This is a genomic window from Pseudoduganella sp. R-34 (assembly GCF_049904655.1).
Classification (GTDB): Bacteria; Pseudomonadota; Gammaproteobacteria; order Burkholderiales; family Burkholderiaceae_D; genus Rugamonas.
The window spans coordinates 5,925,544-5,944,936 of sequence record NZ_CP184572.1 but is presented as its reverse complement, the minus strand read 5'-3'; the positions used below and the strand labels follow the sequence as shown (position 1 = coordinate 5,944,936).

The following is a 19,393-nucleotide window of genomic DNA, read 5'->3' as shown; positions in this document are numbered from 1 at the left end:
ATTAGAAGGTGACTCAACGTGAGCAGCAATGATACAAGCCAGGAATTCCAGAACTGGATGTGCCTGATCTGTGGCTGGATTTATGACGAAGCCGCAGGCTTGCCGGAAGAAGGCATTGCGCCGGGCACCCGCTGGGCCGATGTGCCGATGAACTGGACTTGCCCGGAATGCGGCGCGCGCAAGGATGATTTCGAGATGGTCGCCATCTAAACTGTTATGTAATTGAAAACTTAGTTTCTTATCAAATAAGGAATGTTTCCAAGTTTTCAAATAAATAAGTGTTTCTTTTAAGCAGCAGATCCTGCCATAGGGCTGTCCCCTGTGCTATCGTAGCGAGACTATAGGGAAATACTTTAGAAATGACGACAAAACCGCAAGGAACCGGACTGAAAATCATGGTGATCGACGATAGCTCGACTATTCGCCGGTCCGCAGAAATTTTCCTGACCCAGGCGGGATACCAGGTAATCCTGGCCGAGGATGGCTTTGATGCGCTGGCCAAGATCAATGACCAGCAGCCTGCGCTGATTTTCTGCGACATCCTGATGCCGCGGCTGGATGGTTATCAAACCTGCGCCCTGATCAAAAAGAGCGCCAAGTTTCATACGACCCCAGTGCTGATGCTCTCATCCAAGGATGGCCTGTTCGACCGCGCACGCGGCGCCATGGTCGGTTCGGCTGCCTACCTGACCAAACCCTTCACCAAAGATAGCCTGCTGGCTGCGGTGCGAGAGCACACCGCCGCCGCCAGTGCGTAAAACACCGTAATACAGAGAGTAAAGCATGGCCATTCAACGAATCCTGATCGTAGACGACTCGCCTACCGAGCGTTATTACCTGACCGACATCCTGGTGCGCAGCGGTTTCACCGTGTCCACCGCTGAAAACGGCGAAGAAGCCATGGCCAAGATCAAGGCCGACAAGCCGCAACTGATCCTGATGGACGTGGTGATGCCTGGCCAGAACGGCTTCCAGGTCACGCGCGCCATCGCCAAGGATCCTGAGCTGCAGGACGTGCCGATCATCATCTGCTCGTCCAAGAACCAGGAAACCGACCGTATCTGGGGCATCCGCCAGGGCGCCAAGGACTACCTGGTCAAGCCGGTCGACGCGGCCGAGCTGCTGGCCAAGATTGCCGCACTCGGTTAAGCGATGACGACCGAACAGCAGGCGCCGACCGGCGCTGAACGCCGCAGCCGCCTGCGGCAGTACCAAGTGACGCTGCTGGAGCGCATGCAGGCCGCCAAGGCCGGCACGGGCAATGCCGGCCGCGAACTGGGCGTGCTGCTGGGCGGCCGCCGCTGCCTGCTGGACCTGACCCAGGTCGGCGAAATCGTGCCGTTCCAGGCTGTGACGGCGGTACCGCTGTCGCAGGACTGGTATCGCGGCCTGTCCAATATCCGCGGCAACCTGGTCGGTGTGGTCGACCTGGCGCGCTATATGGGCGAGGCTGGCACGCAGGCAGGCCCGGACAGCCGCCTGGTGACGTTTGCCACCCACCTCAACTTTAATGTAGCAATCCTGGCCGGGCGCGTGCTTGGCTTGCGCAACCTGGACGAAATGGTGGAACAAGCACCGGCGGACAGTGGGCAAGCTGCCTGGGGTGGCCAGCAATTCCAAGACCGTGAAGGGCAGCAGTGGACCAGGCTGGACCTGGGCGAACTGGTGCACGATGCGCGGTTCCTGCAAATCGGCCTGTAATCTCGCGCTGCCATCGGGCAGGCGCAACATATTGAAAGCTATCGGGGGACGTAGTAATGGCATTTAAATTTTTGTCGCGCTCCGCACCGGAGGCCAGCGCCGAGCTGGGTTCCAATTCGGAGTTTGCCAACTTTAACAATTCTCAGTACGAAGGCGCGTCGCCAGAGGCGGCCGTTGACACTGCTGAACAACCGGCAGCGACCGAAAGCGTTACCCCGGAAGCGGCGGAAGGCGCGCGCGGCTTGCTGCAGCGCCTGCGTACCAGCTCGGTGGGCGAGGCTGCGGCCAACGTCAAGCTGCCGCTGATCGGCCACCTGCCCAGCGCGCGCCAGCTGAGCCTGCTGTCCACCACGCTGGGCGTATCGCTGCTGCTGTCGGTGGTCTTCGTGGCGTGGAACGCGTACAACAGCGGCGTGACGTCGACCCGTACCCAGATCGCTTCCGACGTGCTGATGCACTCGCAGCGTATCGGCAAGGCGGCGCCAAACGCGATTAAGGGCAACCAGCAGGCGATCAAGCAGCTGGAGGACAGCCGCAGCGAACTGAATCGCGCGCTGCTGGCGCTGGCCGACGGCGGCCGCTATGCCGGCCACTCGGTGTTGTCGGCCCCGGGCGCGGTATTGCCGACCCTGAACGATGCCCGCAAGAAGTGGACCGCTTCCGACAAGGCTGCCGCCACCATCGCCAAATACAAATGGGACTTGGCCGGTCTGGACGAGACCCTGCAAAAGCTCAACGCCATGTCGCCTGACCTGCTGTCGCTGACCGAGGAAGTCGCATCGGCGCGCCTGAAGCAGGGCGGCAGCGCCAAGGAACTGGCGGCACTGGGCAAGCTGGGCATGCTGACCCAGCGCATGAGCCGTAGCGCTTCGAACTTCCTGACCGAGGGCGGCGTTTCCTCGTCCGAGACCGCGTTCCAGCTGGGCCGCGACGCGACCGTGTTCCGCCAGACCGTGGACGGTTTCCTGGGCGGCAGCGACCAGCTCGGCCTGCCGGCCGTGAAGGATGGCGAGACCCGCGAAAACCTGCAGGCGCTGAAGAAAGGCTTCGAAGACTACGACAAGCTGGTCAAGTTCATTCTGGACCGTCTGGAAAAATTCTCCGCTGCGAAGAGCGCGGAACGACTGCTGTTCAACGAGAACGAAGACGTTCGTGCCAACTTCGCCAACCTGCAGACCAAGCTGCGTGAGCAGCAGGACTCGCTGGGTATCTCGTTCTGGCTGATGGTGGTTGGCCTGACGGTGACCCTGGTCTCCGCTGCGGCGATCGGCCGCGTGCTGCTGCTCGATTCGCAGAACCGTGGCCGCGCTTCCGAGCGCCGCCGCCAGGAAGCGGAAGCGATGCGCCTGAAAGCGCAGCAGCAGGAAGAAGAAACCAAGGCCATTAACGAGCAGAACCAGGCCGCAATTTTGCGCCTGATGAACGAACTGCAGGAAGTGGCGGACGGTGACTTGACCGTGCAGGCAACCGTGTCGGAAGACATTACCGGCGCGATTGCCGACTCGGTTAACTACACCGTGGAAGAGCTGCGCGGCCTGGTAGGCCGTGTGACGATCACCGCGGAACAGGTTACCTCGGCATCGACCCACGCACAGGGTATTTCCAACGACCTGCTGGCAGCATCGGCAGCGCAGTCGAAGGAGATCCAGGACGCATCCAACACCGTTGTGAAGATGGCCAACGAAATTACCGACGTGTCGCGCAGCGCGGCCGAATCGGCGGACGTTGCGCGCCAGTCGGTTGATGCGGCGCGCCAGGGTGCGGAAGCGGTGCAGAACGCGATCAAGGGTATGGACGAGATCCGCGAGCAGATCCAGGAAACTTCGAAGCGCATCAAGCGACTGGGCGAATCCTCGCAGGAGATTGGCGAGATCACCGAGCTGATTTCCGACATTACCGAACAGACCAACGTGCTGGCGCTGAACGCGGCGATCCAGGCGGCATCGGCAGGTGAGGCAGGCCGAGGCTTCTCGGTGGTTGCGGAAGAGGTTCAGCGACTGGCGGAACGCTCCGCCGAAGCGGCCAAGCAGATCGGTGCGCTGGTGAAGACCATTCAGACCGACACCCACGACGCGGTGGCGGCAATGGAAAAATCCACGCAGGGTGTGGTCGAAGGTGCCAAGCTGTCCGACGCGGCAGGTACCGCACTGCAGGACATCTCGCAGGTTTCGAACCGCCTGGCGGAACTGATTCAGGGTATTTCCTACGCAACCGGCATGCAGGCGACGTCCGCAAACGGCGTGGCGCACAATATGCAGCACATCCTGCAGGTAACGCAGCAAACCCAGGATGGTACCCAGCAAACCGCGAGCTCGGTTCGCAAACTGACCTCGCTGGCGCAGGAGCTGAAGAACTCCGTGTCGCGATTCCGCGTCGGCGCCTGATGAGTGCCTGATTAGTGCCCAAGTTGCCGCTTAATTTTTAGAATCTATGAGCAAACCTGATCTTTCGTTCACCGCTTTGCCGCAATACGACACCGGCCCGCTGTCCTGGGTCATGGGTGAAATCCGCGAAGCGCTGGCCCGTTCCCGCACGGCGCTGTTCGAAGCCGGCGGGCGTGATGCGGAAGACCAGACCACGGCGCTGATGCATGCCAAGTCCCACCTGCACCAGGCGCACGGCGCCCTGCAGATGGTGGACGTGGACGGCGTCGCGCTGCTGACGCAATTGGCGGAAGTGGTGCTGGACCGCATGCGCGACGGCACGCTGAAATGCACGCCGGACCATGCGCAGCTGCTGGCCAATATGTACCAGGCGCTGGTAGAGTTCCTGGAGGAGCTACTGTCCGGCGCCCCGTTCCAGCCGGTGCGCCTGTTCCCCTTCTTCCGCGATATCCAGGATTTGCTGGGCATCGACCGGGTCCACCCGGCCGACCTGTTCTTCCCCGACGTATCGCATGTGCCGGAACTGCCGGCGGCGCTGCCATCGGCCGGCGCGCCGGGCGGCGCCCCCGATTACAAGGCCCTGCGCCAGCGCTTCGAGCGCGCGCTGCTGCCCTACCTGAAGGCGGCCGACGCCGGCAGCCAGGCGATCCATGCCGCGGCGCTGCAGGCAGCCATTACCGACGTGGCAGACCAGCAAGGCGAGCATAAGGCGCGCGTGTTCTGGCGCGCCATGCAGGCCTTCGCCGAACTGGTGGTGAGCGGCCAGCAGGAAAGCAACCGCTACGTCAAGCAGCTGTTCGGCCTGATCAACCTGCAACTGCGCCGCCTGTCGGCCGGTTCGCCCGAACTGCCGGACAATGTGCTGAAAGAGGCGCTGTTCTTCATCGCCTCGGCCGATCCGGAAACCCTGCCGCCGCTGGCGCGCCAGCTGCGCGCCGGCTATGCGCTGGACGGCATGGTGCCGCACGATTTCGAGACGCGCCGCTACGGCCGCATTGACGACGCTTCGCTGGCCGCTGCGCGCGAGGGCATCGCCCACGCGCGTTCGGTCTGGCAGCGCATCGAACAGAACGAAAACAATCCGGAACTCGATAACGATTTCGGCCAGTCCCTGGCCAAGGCGGCCGTGGCCAGCGAAATGCTGGGCCTGGGCGCGCTGGCAGCGTTGCTGCGCCAGCTGGCGGAGTCGGCACGCAATACCGTGGGCACGCGCCGCAGCGAGGCGCTGGGGCTGGAAATGGCGACGGCACTGCTGTTCGCCGAGCACGGCATCGCCCAGATCCGCCACCTGCCGGACGATTTCAACGTCCACGCCGACACCATCGCGGCGCGCCTGCAAGCCTTGCAGGCCGGCGGCGCGGCGCCGGAGCCGGCGCAGTGGCAGGGCGGCCTGGCCCGCCAGCTGCACGAAGAAGATACCGTCGTCGCCCTGGCGCTGGAAATGAAGACCGGCTTGCGCCAGGTCGAGAAGATGCTGGACGAGTATTACACCGACCCGGCGCGCCGCGCCGAACTGTCGGACCTGGACAAGGTGCTGCACCAGCTGCACGGCGCCTGCGCCATCCTGGACCAGGACGATGCAATGAACGCCGCGGCGCACGTGCGCATCGAGATCGGCCGCCTGGCATCGGGCCAGTTCGATGAGGCGCACGAAGCCAGGGCGCTCGACGAGATCGCCCAGAACGTGGGCGCGCTGGGCTTCTTCGTCGATATGCTGGCGCAGAATCCATCCGGCGCGCGCGAGCGGTTCGCCTTCGATCCGGAACACGGTACGTTCCGTGCCGTGCCGTTCAAGAAAATCTCCGGCCCGGAGTCGATCCCGGTGCTGGAGGAGGCGCTGCCGGAGCCGGAAGCGGCCCCTGAGCCGGTGCTGACCGCACCCGTTCCCGAAGCCGGCGCCGCCGGCGACGAGGCGGTGGAAGCGGAGCTGCTGGAAATTTTCATCGGCGAGGCGCAGGAAGTGCTGGCCTTCGTGCGCGAGACGCTGGCGCGTCCGCACAGCGAGATTTCCAGCCTGGACACGATGACCATGCTGCGCCGTTCCTTCCACACGCTGAAGGGCAGCAGCCGCATGGTGGGCCTGAACCGCTTCGGCGACGGCGCGCATTCGATCGAGAAGGTGATGAACCTGTGGCTGGCAGAAGAGCGCCGTGCCACCGAAGACCTGTTCGGCCTGCTCGAATTTGCGAGCGAAGAGATGTCGGCATGGGTGGATGAACTGGCCAGCACGGGCAATTCTGCGCGCCAGGAAAAACCGATCGTCGACGCTGCCACGCGCGTGCAGGACACTGGCGTGTTCGAGCGTCCTGCTGCGGGCACCCTGCCTGCCGCGGCGCCAAGTGCGCCGCAAGCAGCCGGCGTCGAGATCGAGGCTGCAGTGGACGCGATCGAGGCCCCGGCACTGGCCGAGCCAATCGTCGTGGAGCCTGCCGGCGCCGAGGCGGCGGCTGAGGGAGCCGCGCCGGAAGCGGCCGAGGAAGTGATCGAAGCACTGCCTGCCGACCTGTCCTTTGACCTGGACGCGATCGAAGTCACCGAGCCCGAACCTGCCCTGACGCTGGACGAGCCGCTGGTCGTCGAGGCGCTGGAAACGGAAGCGGCAACGGCCCGCCCAACCAACGTCATCGAATTCCCGACTGCTACCGCGCCAACGCCACCAGAGCCGCCGGCGGAAGACAATATGAAGTTCGTGGGGCGCCTGGCGATCCCGCTGCCGCTGTACAACATCTACATGGCGGAAACCGACGAACTGGTACGCCTGCTGTCGCAAGATTTCGGCGAATGGCGCCACGAGCAGCGTCCGGTGAATCCGGAGGCGTTGCAGGCGGTGCATACCCTGACCGGCACCTCCGGCACGGTGGGCTTCAAGCCGCTGCGTGAGCTGTCCTATGCGCTGGAAATCACGCTGCAGGAACTGCAACCGCCAGCGCCGCACCTGGACGATGCGCAACACGACCTGTTCGATTTCACGATCGAGCGCGTGCGCCAGATGCTGCAAAGCTTTGCCACCGGCGAGCTGCCGCCGGAACAGCCGGAATTGATCGAAGCGCTGCACAAGCTGCGCGACGAACTGGCGCATCCGCCGGAAGTCGGCCAGGAACTCGACGAACGCCTGGACAGCATTGTCGGCGAGCCAGCCAGCGCGCAGCTGGAACAGCGCCTCGACAACCTGTTCAGCGATACTTACCACAGCCTGGTCGCCGAACTGCCGGCAGAAACGGCACACGCAGAGCAGTCGAAGCAGGAAGTTGTCGCGCAGGACGGCAACATCGATAACCTGTTCGATGCCGCTTTCGATGACGCTTTCGATGCGCCTGAACTGAAGCAGGCCGGGCCTGCCGCAGAAACGCTGCGCCTGGTGGAGCCGGGCGAAGCCAAAGAGATCGTCGCCGAAGCCGCTGAACCGGCGGTCGAGGAAATCGCCGCGCCGGTGGTCGAAGAAGCTGCCGCACCGGACCTCGAGCAGATCGATGCGCTGCTGGTCGAAGAAACCCCGGTGCCGGTCGCCGAGGAAACTGCCGAACCAGTCGTCGAGCAGGCCGCTGCGCCGGTCGTCGAAGAAGCCGCTGCCCCGGCCATCGAGCAGATTGCCGAGCCGGCCGTTGCCGAAGCCGAACCAGAACCTGCCACCGGGGACATCGAGGAAGCCGCGCTGCTGGCCGAAGCCGATGCTGCCACTGCCGAAGCCGCGATGGAAGTCGACGCCATCGATGCCACGGCATTGGCTGCCGGCGAAGCCATCGAAGAAGATGCGGTCGACCTGGACCACGCCGCTGCAAGCGAAGTGCAGGTGGTCGAACTGCCGGAAACCCCGCACCTGCTGGGCGCCAGCCCGTCCGACATCCACGACGAACTGGACCCGGACCTGCTGCCTGTGTTCCTGGAAGAAGGCACCGACCTGCTGCCGCAGATCGGCGAATCGCTGCGCGCCTGGCACGCCAAGCCGACCGATTTCAGCCACGCCCACAGCCTGCAGCGCGTGCTGCACACCGTGAAGGGCAGCGCCCGCATGGCCGGCGCGATGCGCCTTGGCCAGCACGCGCACGAAATCGAAACGCACATTGAAAACATGGTGCACGCAGGTAGCGCCTCCCAGCACTCGTTCGACGAGCTGATGGCGCACTACGACCACGCGCTGCTGCTGTTCGAACAACTGCAAAATCCGGAAGCCTATGCAGCTGCCATGGCCGCCGCGCAAGCGGCAGCCGCAGCACCGGCCGCCGATGCCCGCGCGCCGGCAGCGCAAGGCGCAGCCCAGCCTTCGCTCAGCGCCCTGGCTGCGCGCCTGGCGGCAGCGCCTGGCACGGCGGCACGCGGCGGCGACGAAGCGGAAGGCGCCAAGGCCTCGCCGCTGGTGCGTGTGCGTGCAGACATCCTCGACCGCCTGGTGAACCAGGCCGGTGAAGTGTCGATCACCCGTTCGCGCCTGGAAAACGAAGTGACCTCGCTGCGTACCTCGGTATCGGACTTCCAGGAAAACTTGAATCGCCTGCGCCGCCAGCTGCGCGAAGTCGAAATGCAAGCCGAGTCGCAGATCGCTTCGCGCATGTCGATTGCCGGCGAGCGCGAATTCGATCCGCTGGAGTTCGACCGCTTCACCCGCCTGCAGGAACTGACCCGCATGATGGCCGAATCGGTGAACGACGTGGCCTCCTTCCACGAAGGCCTGATCCGTTCCATCGACGGCGCCACCGGCGACTTGACGCAGCAAGCGCGCATGACGCGTGACCTGCAGCGAGACCTGATGCGCGTGCGCATGGTGCCGTTCAACAGCGTGTCCGAGCGTCTGTTCCGCGTGGCCCGCCAGGGCGCGAAAGAAACCGACAAGCGCGTCAACCTGGACATCCGCGGCGGCGGCGTGGAAATGGACCGCAGCGTTCTGGAACGCATGGCCGCGCCGTTCGAACACTTGCTGCGTAACGCCATCGTGCACGGCATCGAGCCGCGCGAACGCCGCGTTGAACACGGCAAGGGCGAGACCGGCGAGCTGCTGGTGCAGGTCAGCCAGCAGGGTAACGAAGTGGTGCTGGAGTTCAGCGACGACGGCGCCGGCCTGGACCTGGAACGCATCCGCGCCAAGGCGCGCAGCGTCGGCCTGCTGGCCGACGACCAGGTGGTCAGCGATGCCGAAGCGTCCAACCTGATCTTCCAGCCGGGCTTCTCCACTGCCGATACGCTGACCGAACTGGCCGGCCGCGGCGTGGGCATGGACATCGTGCTGTCCGAGGCGCAAGCCCTGGGCGGCCGCGTGGAAACCTTCACCGAGCCAGGCAAGGGCACCCGCTTCACGATCCGCCTGCCGCTGACGCTGGCCGTGACCCAGGTGGTGCTGATCTCCGCCGGCGGCCGCACCCACGCGGTGCCGGCGCTGATGGTGGAGCAGGTGCTGCAACTGAAGGAAGGGGCACTGGCCGAAGCTACCGCCAAGGGCGCCGTGGTGCACCATGGCCAGCACGTGCCGCTGCGCTATCTGGCAACCTTGCTGGGCGATGGGGAAGCGCGTCCGCTGCTGCAACGCTCTTCGCCGGTGATGATGCTGCGTAACGGTACCGACCGTGTCGCGCTGCACGTCGATGAGATCCTCGGCAACCGCGAGGTGGTGATCAAGAACATCGGCCCGCAGCTGTCGCGCATGCCCGGCATCGCCGGCGCAACCGTGCTCGGTTCGGGCGAGATCGTGCTGATCCTGAATCCGGTGGCGCTGCAGCTGCACGTGGCGCAGCATCCGGAACTGGCGCCGCGCACTGCCGCGACTCCGGCGCCGGCGCCGGCCGGCGGCAGCGCCGAACCGGTGGAACCGACCCGCGCGCATGGCACCGTCATGGTGGTGGACGATTCGCTCACCGTGCGCAAGGTGACCCAGCGCCTGCTGGAGCGCGAAGGCTACCACGTCATGCTGGCAAAAGACGGCGTGGATGCGCTGGAACAGTTGCAGGACCGCTTGCCGGAACTGATGCTGGTCGACATCGAAATGCCGCGCATGGACGGCTTCGACCTGACCCGCAACGTGCGCGGCGACGAACGCACCAAGGAGATCCCGATCATCATGATCACCTCGCGTTCGGCGGACAAGCACCGCAACTACGCGCTGCAACTGGGCGTGAATGCCTACTTCGGCAAGCCGTTCCAGGAAGATATCCTGCTCGGCGCCATCGCCGGCCTGCTGCCTCAACGGGCTTGAGGCGCGCAGCAGCGGACCAAAGGGCAGGCCACAGCGCCTGCCCTTTTTATTTCTTGACGACTTCGTAGCGCTCGAGCGTGCGCTGGCGCGCCTGGTCGTGGTCGACGACCGGATTGCGCGGCAGGTGGATCTCCTTGGCCGGCAAACCGGCTAGCTGCGGCAGGTAGCGCTTGATGAATTTCCCCTCCGGATCGAACTTCTGCGACTGCGTGACCGGATTGAAAATCCTGAAGTAGGGCTGCGCATCGCAGCCCGACGACGACGCCCATTGCCAGCCGCCGTTGTTGGCCGCCAGGTCGAAATCATTCAGATGCAGCGCGAAGTAGGCTTCGCCGCGGCGCCAGTCGATCCCCAGATCCTTGCACAGGAAAGAGGCCGTCACCATGCGCAGGCGGTTGTGCATATAGCCGGTCCGGTTTAGCTGCAGCATGGCCGCATCCACCAGTGGATAGCCGGTGCGGCCTTCGCACCAGGCCGCGAACAGTTGGTCGGCCTGCGGCCCGGTTTCCCATTCGATCCTGTCGTAGGCCGGCTTGAAGGCGCCATCCACCACGTGCGGATGGTGGTACAGGATCTGCATGTAGAACTCGCGCCAGATCAGTTCCGACAGCCACACCGCGCCGCCTTCGCCTGCCGCGCCGCGCGCCGACAGGGTCATCACGGTGCGCACCAGGTGGCGGATCGACACGGTGCCAAAGCGCAGGTGCATCGACAGGTAGGACGGCCCCTTGATGGCCGGGTAGTCGCGCGCCACGCCGTAGCCGGCGATCCGGCCCAGGAACTCGTCGAACAGCTGCGGGCCGTCGCCGATGCCCAGTTCATGCAGGTTGGTGCGCTCGAAACCAAGATCGGCCAGCGCCGGCAGCGTGCTGCCGCCCGGTGCGAAGCGGCCCGGCTCCACGGTGTACGGCACCAGTACCGAGGGATCCGCTTCCAGCTTGCGCAGCCAGGCGTTCTTGTAGGGCGTAAACACGGAAAACGGCTGGCCGGCCTGGGTCAGCACTTCGTCGCGCTCGAACACCACCTGGTCCTTGAAGGTGCGCAGTTCACGGCCGGCAGCGCGCAGGCTGCGGGCCACGGCGTCGTCGCGGGCAATGGCGGCCGGCTCATAGTCATGGTTGGCGAAAACGGCATCCGCATCGAGCTCGGCAGCCAGCGCGGGAATTGCTGTTTCGGCAAGGCCATGCCGCACGATCAGGTGCCCGCCAGCCGCTTCCAGCTCAGCAGCAAGGGCCGCCAGCGTATCGTGGATAAACTCGACCCGCCGGTCGGCAGCGGGGAGCCGATCCAGGATGGCGCGGTCGAAAATAAAGGCCAAGTACACTGTCCCTGCAGAGGCCAGAGCGTGATGCATTGCGGCATGATCGAACAGGCGAAGGTCCCGGCGCAACCAGACAAGGGCGTTTTTCATGGCTGGATCAGCAATTCATAGTAAACTGTGGGTATATCCGGCAGTTGCAGCGCGGATATTACAGTAAAGAACTCTTAACAGTCCTGCATAGAGAGCAATCATGAAAAAAGTCAAATTGACCAGAAGCATGCCTGTGCCGGGATTGTTACCGGAAACTAGTGAACTGAAGGAGCTAAAGGCGCCTATGACTGCCCCTGCGCTCAACCTGGCGAATCATTTCCTGATTGCCATGCCATCCATGCAAGACCCGATCTTTGGCGGCACGGTCGTGTATGTATGCGAACACAATGAGAACGGCGTGCTGGGCGTCGTGATCAACAAACCTACCGACATGACCATGGAAGTGCTGTTCGACCGGATCGACCTGGAAGTGTCGTCCGCCGCCGAGCGCCACCTGGAGTCGGAGCCGATCATGTTCGGCGGCCCGGTGCAGGACGACCGCGGTTTCGTGCTGCATACCCCGGGCGCGCACTATTCGTCTTCGCTGACGGTGACCAACGACGTCGCCTTCACCACCTCCATCGACGTGCTGGAAGCCGTGGCCCGCGGCCAGGGACCGGAACGCATGATGGTGTCGATCGGCTACGCGGGCTGGAGCCCCGGCCAGCTGGAAGACGAGCTGGCCCGCAACGGCTGGCTGACGGTGGCCGCCGACCCGCGCATCCTGTTCGATGTGCCGATCGAGGACCGCTACCAGGCCGCCATCAAGCTGCTGGGCTTCGACCCCCTGATGCTCAACTCTGAAGCGGGTCATGCATAGTCCGGAAACTGTTTTAGGCTTCGACTTCGGCATCAAACGCGTTGGTGTCGCAATGGGAAACACAATGATCGGCCAGGCCACCCCCCTGGCCGTCATTCAATCCACCGTCAACGATGCTCGCTTCGCCGAGATCAAGGCCCTGATCGACAAATGGGGGCCGACCAGGCTGGTTGTCGGCCTGCCTTTCCACCCGGACGGGGCAGAGCACGACATGACGGCGCGCTGCCGCAAGTTCGCCAATCAGCTGAACGGCCGCTTCAACCTTCCCGTGGTGCTGGTCGACGAGCGCTACTCGTCCGCGATGATTGCCGCCAAGCGCGGCGAGATCATCGACGACCGTGCCGCTGCCATCATCCTCCAACAATACTTTGACGAATATGTCCCACACTGATCCCCAACAGCTTGACGCCGAAGCGCTGTACGCCAGCCTGCTCGAGCAGGTGAAGGCCGGTATCGCCGGCGCCAATGATCCCGCCATCGTCGGCATCCACTCCGGCGGCGCCTGGATCGCCGAGCGCCTGGCCAAGGACCTGGGCCTGGCGGCGCGCCTGGGCGTGCTGGATGTGTCCTTCTACCGCGACGATTACGCGAAGAAGGGCCTGCCGGCCGAAGTGAAACCGACCCACATCGGTTTTGACGTCAACGGCGCCACCATCGTGCTGGTGGACGACGTGCTCTACACCGGCCGCACCACCCGTGCCGCCATCAACGAATTGTTCGACTACGGCCGCCCGGCGCGCATCATGCTCGCCTCGCTGGTGGACCGCGGCGAACGCCAATTGCCGGTGGCTGCCGATTTCGTGGCGGCGCACACGCGCTGCGCGCCGGGCCAGGCGCTGCGCCTGCAGCAAACCGGCGACGGAAAGTTTTCCCTGACTCTTGAACAGAACCATGCTTAATCCGCAACTCAACAAACACGGCGAGCTTCAGCACCTGCTGACGACCGAGGGCCTGCCGAAGGCCATCATCAACCAGATCCTCGATACCGCCTCCTCTTTCGTGTCCGTGTCGGACCGCGAAGTGAAGAAGGTCCCGCTGATGCGCGGCAAAAGCGTTTTCAACCTGTTCTTCGAGAATTCCACCCGTACCCGCACCACCTTCGAGATCGCGGCCAAGCGCCTGTCGGCCGACGTGATCAACCTGAACATCGCGGCGTCCTCCGCCAGCAAGGGCGAGTCTCTGCTGGACACCATCGACAACCTGTCGGCCATGCACGCCGACATGTTCGTGGTGCGCCACTCGCAGTCCGGCGCGCCCTACCTGATCGCCAAGCACCTGCAGGATACGAAGCAGAACCACGTGCACGTGGTGAACGCGGGCGACGGCCGCCACGCGCACCCCACGCAGGGCCTGCTGGACATGTACACCATCCGCCACTACAAGAAGGACTTCACCAACCTGCGCGTGGCGATCGTGGGCGACATCCTGCACAGCCGCGTGGCCCGTTCCGACATCCACGCCCTGACCACGCTGGGCGTGCCGGAAATCCGCGCCATCGGCCCGCACACGCTGCTGCCGGGCGGCCTGGAGCAGCTGGGCGTGCGTACCTTCACCAACATGGATGAAGGCTTGAAGGACGTCGACGTGATCATCATGCTGCGCCTGCAGAACGAACGCATGAGCGGGGCGCTGCTGCCGTCCGCCGGCGAGTACTTCCGCGCCTACGGCCTGACGCCGGAGCGCTTGGCGCTGGCCAAGCCCGACGCCATCGTGATGCACCCGGGCCCGATGAACCGCGGCGTGGAGATCGACTCCGCCGTGGCCGACGGCCCGCAAGCGGTGATCCTGTCGCAGGTCACCTTCGGTATCGCAGTCCGCATGGCGGTAATGAGCATCCTGGCAGGCACGCAAGCATAAAAATGAACGTACTTATCCAAAACGGCCGACTGATCGATCCGGCCAACAAGATCGATTCCAAGCAAGACCTGTACATCGTGGACGGCAAGGTTGCCGCCATCGGCAGCGCGCCGGCCGGCTTCCAGGCCGGCCGCACCATCGACGCCGCCGGCAAGGTCGTGGCGCCGGGCCTGGTCGACCTGTCCGCGCGCCTGCGCGAGCCGGGCTTCGAATACAAGGCTACGCTGAAATCTGAAATGCAGGCGGCAGTGCAGGGCGGCGTGACTTCCCTGGTGTGCCCGCCCGACACCGACCCGGTACTCGACGAGCCGGGCCTGGTGGAAATGCTGAAGCACCGCGCGCGCGGCCTGAACCAGGCCCACGTGCATCCGCTGGGCGCGCTGACCCATGGCCTGAAAGGCGAGGCCCTGACCGAGCTGGTGGAGCTGACCGGCGCCGGCTGCATCGGCTTTTCGCAGGCCGAAACCCCGATCAAGGACACCACCGTGCTGCAGCGCTGCATGCAGTATGCAGCCACCTTCGGCTTCACCATCTGGCTGCGCCCGCAGGACGCCTGGATCGGCCGCGGCGGCGTGGCAAACAGCGGCCCGCTGGCTTCGCGCCTGGGCCTGTCCGGCGTGCCGGTGATGGCCGAGACCATCGCCCTGCACACCATCTTCGAGCTGATGCGCTCGACCGGCGCCAAGGTCCACCTGTGCCGCATGTCGTCGGCAGCCGGCCTGGAGCTGGTGCGCGCCGCCAAGGCCGAAGGCTTGCCGATCACCTGCGACGTCGGCGCACACCATGTGCACCTGACCGACACCGACATCAACTTCTTTGATTCCAATGCGCGCATGGATCCGCCATTCCGCACCCAGCGCGACCGCGAGGCGATCCGCGCCGGCCTGCTGGACGGCACCATCGATGCGATGTGCTCGGACCACACGCCGTGCGACGACGACGAAAAGCTGCTGCCGTTCGGCGAAGCTTCGCCGGGAGCTACTGGCCTGGAACTGCTGCTGTCCCTGGCCATCAAGTGGGCCGACGATTATGCGGGGCTGCAAGGCAAGGACGATGCGCTGTCGCGCGCCGTGGCGCGCGTCACCTGTGATGCGGCACGCGTAGCTGGCCTGGCGCAGGCCGGCCAGCTTGGCGTGGGCAGCGTGGCCGACGTGGTGGTGTTCGACCCGGCCGCGCGCTGGACCGTCACCGGCAGCGCGCTGGCCAGCCAGGGCAAGCACACCCCGTTCCTCGGCTATGAGCTGGCGGGACAGGTGCAGGCGACCATCGTTGCGGGCCAAGTGGCGTATGAGCGCGCAGCCAGCTAAACGCAATCTCGATTGGCGCCTGGTGCTGCGCATCGGGCGCATGGCGGTGCACCTGCTGGCGGGCATGGCCACTTGCGCTTTCATCTTCCCCTTCATCGGGACGGCAAAGCGCAACGGCCATGTCCGGCGCTGGTCGCGCCAGCTGCTGGCCATCTGCAACGTCAGCGTGCAGATGGCGCCAGGCAGCGCGGCGCCGCTGGAGCAGGGCATGATCGTCTGCAACCACATTTCGTGGCTGGACATCTTCGTCATCAATGCGCTGTATCCATGCCGCTTCGTGGCCAAGGCGGAAATCCGCGACTGGCCCATGGCCGGCTGGCTGGTGGCGCAGGCGGGCACGGTGTTTATCGCACGCGGCAACAAGCGCGAACTGCGCAACATCTTCAAGGGCCTGGTGCATGCGCTGCAGGATGGCCAGCGCGTGGCCTTTTTCCCGGAAGGGACGACCGCCGCGCAAGGCACGCTGCTGCCTTTTCATGCCAACCTGTTTGAGGCGGCGGTGGACGGCAAGGTGCTGGTGCAGCCGTTCGCCTTGTCCTACGTCGATGCAGCGGGCCAGACGCATCCGTCGGTGGACTTCATCGGCGACATGACTTTCGTGCAAAGCGTGGTGAATATCCTCGATGGCAAGCCGGTGCGCGCGCGCCTCGCGGTGCTGGAAGCGATGCCGGGCGAGGGCGCCCATCGCCGCGAACTGGCGGCCGCGAGCCACGCTGCCATCGGTGCGGCCCTGGGCATCGTGCCCGAGGCCGAAACTTTACAGGAGCAATCAGCATGACCAGGATCAGCGTGCTGGCAGCCTGCCTGCTGTTGGCGGCCTGCGGCGACACCTTCACCAACGCCAAGACCCTGCGCACGCAGGCCACGGAAAGCCTGGCGCAGAAGAACTATGGCATTGCGGCCGACAAGGCTTACGCGGCCACGCTCAAGGCGCCCAAGGAAGCCGAGTCCTGGTTCCTTCTGTCCCAGGCCCAGGCGCAGCTGGGCCGCAAGAACGCGGCCATGGCGTCGCTGGAGACGGCGATCGTCAACGGTTTTACCGATGAAGAGGCGATCAAGGGCAGCGCCAACCTGGAACCGCTGCGCAAATCGGAAGCCTACAAGGAATTGATGGCGGCCACTTTCGCGCCTGCCGCCGCAGCGCCGGCTGAAGGCGAGGCGCCCGCCGCCACGGAAGGCGGCGGCGAACCGGCCAAGGCCGACGGCCAGTCCCAGGCGCAGGCTTCGGCGCCGCCTGACGGGACGTCGAAGCACTAAACCGTCCGGTACTCCGGGCAATCCACCTGCAGCAGGCTGCGGTCGTCCAGGCAGACGGCCGACAGCTTGCCGCCCCACACGCATCCGCTGTCAAGTGCAATCAGGCGCGGCATGATGCGCAGGCCCAGCGCCGACCAATGCCCGAACACCACGGTGGTATCGCTGGTGCGGCGGCCCGGCACCTCGAACCACGGCATCAGACCGGACGATGGATCGGCATGCGCCGATTCCTTCATCTTGAAATCCATCACGCCTTCGGCGCTGCAAAAGCGCATGCGGGTCAGGGCATTGACGATGCAGCGCAAGCGCGCGGCTCCGGTCAGCGCATCGTCCCAGCGATCGGGCTGGTTGCCGTACATTTCGCGCAGGAAGCCGACCCATTCGTCGCCGCGCAGGGCTGCTTCCACCTCGCCGGCCAGCGCCATGGCCTGCTGCGCCGTCCATTGCGGCAGCACGCCGCCATGCACCAGCAGGTGGCCGCGGCGCATGATGGCCATCGGGCGCAGGCGCAGCCAGTGCAGCAGCGGGTCGCGGTCGGCCGCCGCCAGGATATGCTCGATGGTGTCGGAACTCGACTCCGGGCGAATGCCGTTGGCCACGGCCAGCAGGTGCAGGTCATGGTTGCCCAGCACGGCGTCGATGCGGCCGTCGCTGCCCTGGCTCAGGGCCTGCACATAGCGCAGGGTGGACAGCGAGTCGGGGCCGCGGTTGATCAAGTCGCCGCAAAAGAGGATCGCTGGCGGTTCATTTCCGGCGGCATGCTCGGTGTCCAGGATCTTTTCGACCAGGGTGACTGTCTCGCCGTGGCAACCCTGCAGGTCGCCCACTACATAAGTTTTCATGGCAATAGGATAACGCATGATCAGCGCATCCGGCGGCGCGCTGCGCCGGGCGGCTTGGCAAATGGTATCAATTGGTAAGGAAATACCTTGGGCGCAACGGTATCGGCTAGAATTTCCCGTCCCGCCCTGTGCATACGGTACAATCGCCGCTTAGCGCGCAAGCAATCTTTCTTGCCGCGCTGCGTAAATGGCGGCTGGCTCACTATACTGATAAGAACAAATGTTTTCCTTCCTCGTGAGCTTTTTCACGTCCGCACTCTTGACCCTGTGGGTCATCAAGGAAGTGCGCTTGCATGGACCTGCGTTGGACACTGATTTCGGCGGCGTGCAAAAAGTGCATGCCCATCATGTGGCCCGCATCGGCGGCCTGTCGATTTTCCTGGCGGTGGCACTGAGCGCCTGCGTTTCCGTGTGGCGCGTGCCGGTCATGACCAGCTGGATGCTGTCACTGATCATGTGTGCCCTATTTGCCTTCCTCGGCGGCATTGTCGAAGACTATACCGGCAAGGTCAGCGCGCGCCGGCGCCTGCTGCTGACCATGTTTGCTGCCTTGCTGGCTTATTTCCTGATGGATGCCCGGATCGACCGCATCGACTGGATGTTCTCCACCACGCCGCTGCCGTACCTGTGGTTTACGCTGCCGCTCACGGTGCTGGCCGTTGCCGGCATTGCCAACGCCGTCAACATCATCGATGGTTTCAATGGCCTGGCCAGCGTGGTGACGATTTGCATGCTGCTGTCGCTTGGCTATGTTGCTCTTCAAGTCAACGATATGTTCGTGCTGGTGGCGGCCCTGATGGTGGCAGGCGCCACTGCCGGTTTCCTGATCTGGAATTACCCGGTCGGGCTGATATTCCTGGGCGACGGCGGCGCCTATTTTATTGGCTTCATGCTGGGCGAATTGGCCCTGTTGCTGGTAATGCGCAATCCACAAGTTTCTACTTGGTATGCTGTATTGCTGTTAATTTATCCGACCTTTGAAACACTGTTCAGCGTTTATCGCCGCTTCTTTATCCGCGGGACTTCGCCGGCCATGCCGGACGGTATTCACCTGCATAGCCTGATATTCCGGCGCGTGGTGCAATGGGCGGTGGGCCGCAAGGATGCGCGCGCGCTGGTGCGCCGCAATTCGATGACCTCGCCATATTTGTGGATGTTTTCGCTGATGGCGGTGATTCCCGCCACGGTATTCTGGGCCTATACCTGGGTGCTGATGCTGTTCTGCCTGCTATTTATTGCGAGTTATGTCTGGCTATATGCACGTATTGTCAGATTTAAAGCGCCGCGCTGGATGATCCGACATAAGAAAATCCGTTAAGCCGATTTCGTGTATATTCCCAGACATCGAAATCTGATAAAGGATAGGAAGATGGACCTGTCGAATTTGTCGTCCCCTGAATTGCGCAACCTGCAAGAGCAGATTAAGCGCGAATTAAAGCAGCGCGAAGGCATGGATAAGCAAAAGGCGCGCGAGCAGATATTCGCCATCGCGCAGCAAGCCGGCGTGCCGCTGAAGGAATTGCTGGCTGGCTTCCCGGGCACCCGCAACAAGGGCGGCAAGGTGGAAGCGCGCTATCGCAATCCTGCCAATGCTGCCGAGCAGTGGACCGGCCGCGGCCGCCAGCCGAAATGGGTCAAGGAATGGGTCGATGGCGGCAAGTCGATCGACCAGCTGCGCATCTGAGCCGATTCA

Annotated in this window: 17 protein-coding genes; 15 read left to right on the top strand and 2 right to left on the bottom strand. The window is 64.2% G+C overall.

Translation table 11 applies throughout. The features are described 5' to 3' along the window. The first annotated feature begins 57 nt into the window (after positions 1 to 57). From ACN9MW_RS27310 to ACN9MW_RS27285, 6 genes are all read left to right on the top strand, one after another. Entirely contained in the window at positions 58 to 210 is a 153-nt protein-coding gene (locus tag ACN9MW_RS27310; RefSeq protein ID WP_028104578.1) for a rubredoxin, read from the top strand. Between the two features lie 149 nt (positions 211 to 359). Beyond that, on the top strand, positions 360 to 758 hold the full coding sequence (locus ACN9MW_RS27305) for a response regulator (protein ID WP_426164806.1): 399 nt from the start codon (positions 360 to 362) through the stop codon (positions 756 to 758). Positions 759 to 783: 25 nt separating this feature from the next. Then, positions 784 to 1,149, top strand: a complete 366-nt coding sequence (locus tag ACN9MW_RS27300; protein ID WP_055929369.1) for a response regulator transcription factor — start codon at positions 784 to 786, stop codon at positions 1,147 to 1,149. A 3-nt stretch (positions 1,150 to 1,152) separates the two neighbouring features. Further along, positions 1,153 to 1,701 (top strand): chemotaxis protein CheW, encoded by a 549-nt coding sequence (locus ACN9MW_RS27295; RefSeq protein ID WP_426164803.1) that lies wholly within the window; start codon positions 1,153 to 1,155, stop codon positions 1,699 to 1,701. Positions 1,702 to 1,757: 56 nt separating this feature from the next. Continuing rightward, entirely contained in the window at positions 1,758 to 4,085 is a 2,328-nt protein-coding gene (locus ACN9MW_RS27290) for a methyl-accepting chemotaxis protein (protein ID WP_426164801.1), read from the top strand. Positions 4,086 to 4,131: 46 nt separating this feature from the next. Further along, on the top strand, positions 4,132 to 10,266 hold the full coding sequence (locus tag ACN9MW_RS27285; RefSeq protein ID WP_426164799.1) for an Hpt domain-containing protein: 6,135 nt from the start codon (positions 4,132 to 4,134) through the stop codon (positions 10,264 to 10,266). 46 nt (positions 10,267 to 10,312) lie between these two features. Here the strand turns inward: ACN9MW_RS27285 and ACN9MW_RS27280 are convergent, their stop codons facing one another. Beyond that, positions 10,313 to 11,677: a cryptochrome/photolyase family protein gene (locus ACN9MW_RS27280; protein ID WP_426164797.1), complete on the bottom strand. Its 1,365-nt coding sequence runs from the start codon at positions 11,675 to 11,677 to the stop codon at positions 10,313 to 10,315. Positions 11,678 to 11,861: 184 nt separating this feature from the next. Between ACN9MW_RS27280 and ACN9MW_RS27275 the strand changes: the two genes are divergently transcribed. The 7 genes from ACN9MW_RS27275 to ACN9MW_RS27245 are packed head-to-tail and all read left to right on the top strand — an operon-like array spanning position 11,862 to position 16,858. After that, positions 11,862 to 12,437, top strand: a complete 576-nt coding sequence (locus tag ACN9MW_RS27275; RefSeq protein ID WP_426164795.1) for a YqgE/AlgH family protein — start codon at positions 11,862 to 11,864, stop codon at positions 12,435 to 12,437. 52 nt (positions 12,438 to 12,489) lie between these two features. Then, positions 12,490 to 12,828: a Holliday junction resolvase RuvX gene (gene ruvX, locus ACN9MW_RS27270; protein ID WP_426164793.1), complete on the top strand. Its 339-nt coding sequence runs from the start codon at positions 12,490 to 12,492 to the stop codon at positions 12,826 to 12,828. Then, complete coding sequence (pyrR, locus tag ACN9MW_RS27265; RefSeq protein WP_426164791.1) at positions 12,815 to 13,336, top strand: bifunctional pyr operon transcriptional regulator/uracil phosphoribosyltransferase PyrR; 522 nt, start codon at positions 12,815 to 12,817, stop codon at positions 13,334 to 13,336. The genes ruvX and pyrR overlap by 14 nt, the downstream gene beginning before the upstream one ends. Further along, positions 13,329 to 14,294: an aspartate carbamoyltransferase catalytic subunit gene (locus ACN9MW_RS27260; protein ID WP_426164789.1), complete on the top strand. Its 966-nt coding sequence runs from the start codon at positions 13,329 to 13,331 to the stop codon at positions 14,292 to 14,294. The genes pyrR and ACN9MW_RS27260 overlap by 8 nt, the downstream gene beginning before the upstream one ends. A gap of 2 nt (positions 14,295 to 14,296) precedes the next feature. Beyond that, on the top strand, positions 14,297 to 15,601 hold the full coding sequence (locus ACN9MW_RS27255; RefSeq protein ID WP_426164787.1) for a dihydroorotase: 1,305 nt from the start codon (positions 14,297 to 14,299) through the stop codon (positions 15,599 to 15,601). Continuing rightward, positions 15,582 to 16,379, top strand: a complete 798-nt coding sequence (locus ACN9MW_RS27250; RefSeq protein ID WP_426164785.1) for a lysophospholipid acyltransferase family protein — start codon at positions 15,582 to 15,584, stop codon at positions 16,377 to 16,379. The genes ACN9MW_RS27255 and ACN9MW_RS27250 overlap by 20 nt, the downstream gene beginning before the upstream one ends. Further along, positions 16,376 to 16,858 carry a hypothetical protein gene (locus ACN9MW_RS27245; RefSeq protein WP_426164783.1) on the top strand — a complete coding sequence of 161 codons (483 nt, stop codon included), beginning with the start codon at positions 16,376 to 16,378 and terminating at the stop codon, positions 16,856 to 16,858. The genes ACN9MW_RS27250 and ACN9MW_RS27245 overlap by 4 nt, the downstream gene beginning before the upstream one ends. On the opposite strand, the gene ACN9MW_RS27240 is transcribed toward ACN9MW_RS27245, so the two are convergent. Continuing rightward, a complete protein-coding gene (locus ACN9MW_RS27240; protein ID WP_426172318.1) occupies positions 16,855 to 17,700 on the bottom strand; it encodes a symmetrical bis(5'-nucleosyl)-tetraphosphatase in 846 nt (281 codons plus the stop codon). The genes ACN9MW_RS27245 and ACN9MW_RS27240 overlap by 4 nt on opposite strands. Positions 17,701 to 17,920: 220 nt before the next feature. Here ACN9MW_RS27240 and ACN9MW_RS27235 point away from each other — a divergent pair, with 220 nt between their 5' ends. Then, positions 17,921 to 19,018, top strand: coding sequence for an MraY family glycosyltransferase (locus ACN9MW_RS27235; protein ID WP_426164781.1), 1,098 nt, complete (start codon positions 17,921 to 17,923; stop codon positions 19,016 to 19,018). A gap of 51 nt (positions 19,019 to 19,069) precedes the next feature. Continuing rightward, positions 19,070 to 19,384 (top strand): H-NS family nucleoid-associated regulatory protein, encoded by a 315-nt coding sequence (locus ACN9MW_RS27230; protein ID WP_426164779.1) that lies wholly within the window; start codon positions 19,070 to 19,072, stop codon positions 19,382 to 19,384. Positions 19,385 to 19,393: the final 9 nt, after the last annotated feature.

Bases quoted from the DNA above. Each gene is read 5' to 3' on its own strand.
- ACN9MW_RS27310 (WP_028104578.1), top strand. From the start codon at position 58: ATGTGCCTGATCTGTGGCTGGATTTATGACGAAGCCGCAGGCTTGCCG.
- ACN9MW_RS27305 (WP_426164806.1), top strand. From the start codon at position 360: ATGACGACAAAACCGCAAGGAACCGGACTGAAAATCATGGTGATCGAC.
- ACN9MW_RS27300 (WP_055929369.1), top strand. From the start codon at position 784: ATGGCCATTCAACGAATCCTGATCGTAGACGACTCGCCTACCGAGCGT.
- ACN9MW_RS27295 (WP_426164803.1), top strand. From the start codon at position 1,153: ATGACGACCGAACAGCAGGCGCCGACCGGCGCTGAACGCCGCAGCCGC.
- ACN9MW_RS27290 (WP_426164801.1), top strand. From the start codon at position 1,758: ATGGCATTTAAATTTTTGTCGCGCTCCGCACCGGAGGCCAGCGCCGAG.
- ACN9MW_RS27285 (WP_426164799.1), top strand. From the start codon at position 4,132: ATGAGCAAACCTGATCTTTCGTTCACCGCTTTGCCGCAATACGACACC.
- ACN9MW_RS27280 (WP_426164797.1), bottom strand. From the start codon at position 11,677: ATGAAAAACGCCCTTGTCTGGTTGCGCCGGGACCTTCGCCTGTTCGAT.
- ACN9MW_RS27275 (WP_426164795.1), top strand. From the start codon at position 11,862: ATGACTGCCCCTGCGCTCAACCTGGCGAATCATTTCCTGATTGCCATG.
- ruvX (WP_426164793.1), top strand. From the start codon at position 12,490: ATGGGAAACACAATGATCGGCCAGGCCACCCCCCTGGCCGTCATTCAA.
- pyrR (WP_426164791.1), top strand. From the start codon at position 12,815: ATGTCCCACACTGATCCCCAACAGCTTGACGCCGAAGCGCTGTACGCC.
- ACN9MW_RS27260 (WP_426164789.1), top strand. From the start codon at position 13,329: ATGCTTAATCCGCAACTCAACAAACACGGCGAGCTTCAGCACCTGCTG.
- ACN9MW_RS27255 (WP_426164787.1), top strand. From the start codon at position 14,297: ATGAACGTACTTATCCAAAACGGCCGACTGATCGATCCGGCCAACAAG.
- ACN9MW_RS27250 (WP_426164785.1), top strand. From the start codon at position 15,582: ATGAGCGCGCAGCCAGCTAAACGCAATCTCGATTGGCGCCTGGTGCTG.
- ACN9MW_RS27245 (WP_426164783.1), top strand. From the start codon at position 16,376: ATGACCAGGATCAGCGTGCTGGCAGCCTGCCTGCTGTTGGCGGCCTGC.
- ACN9MW_RS27240 (WP_426172318.1), bottom strand. From the start codon at position 17,700: ATGAAAACTTATGTAGTGGGCGACCTGCAGGGTTGCCACGGCGAGACA.
- ACN9MW_RS27235 (WP_426164781.1), top strand. From the start codon at position 17,921: ATGTTTTCCTTCCTCGTGAGCTTTTTCACGTCCGCACTCTTGACCCTG.
- ACN9MW_RS27230 (WP_426164779.1), top strand. From the start codon at position 19,070: ATGGACCTGTCGAATTTGTCGTCCCCTGAATTGCGCAACCTGCAAGAG.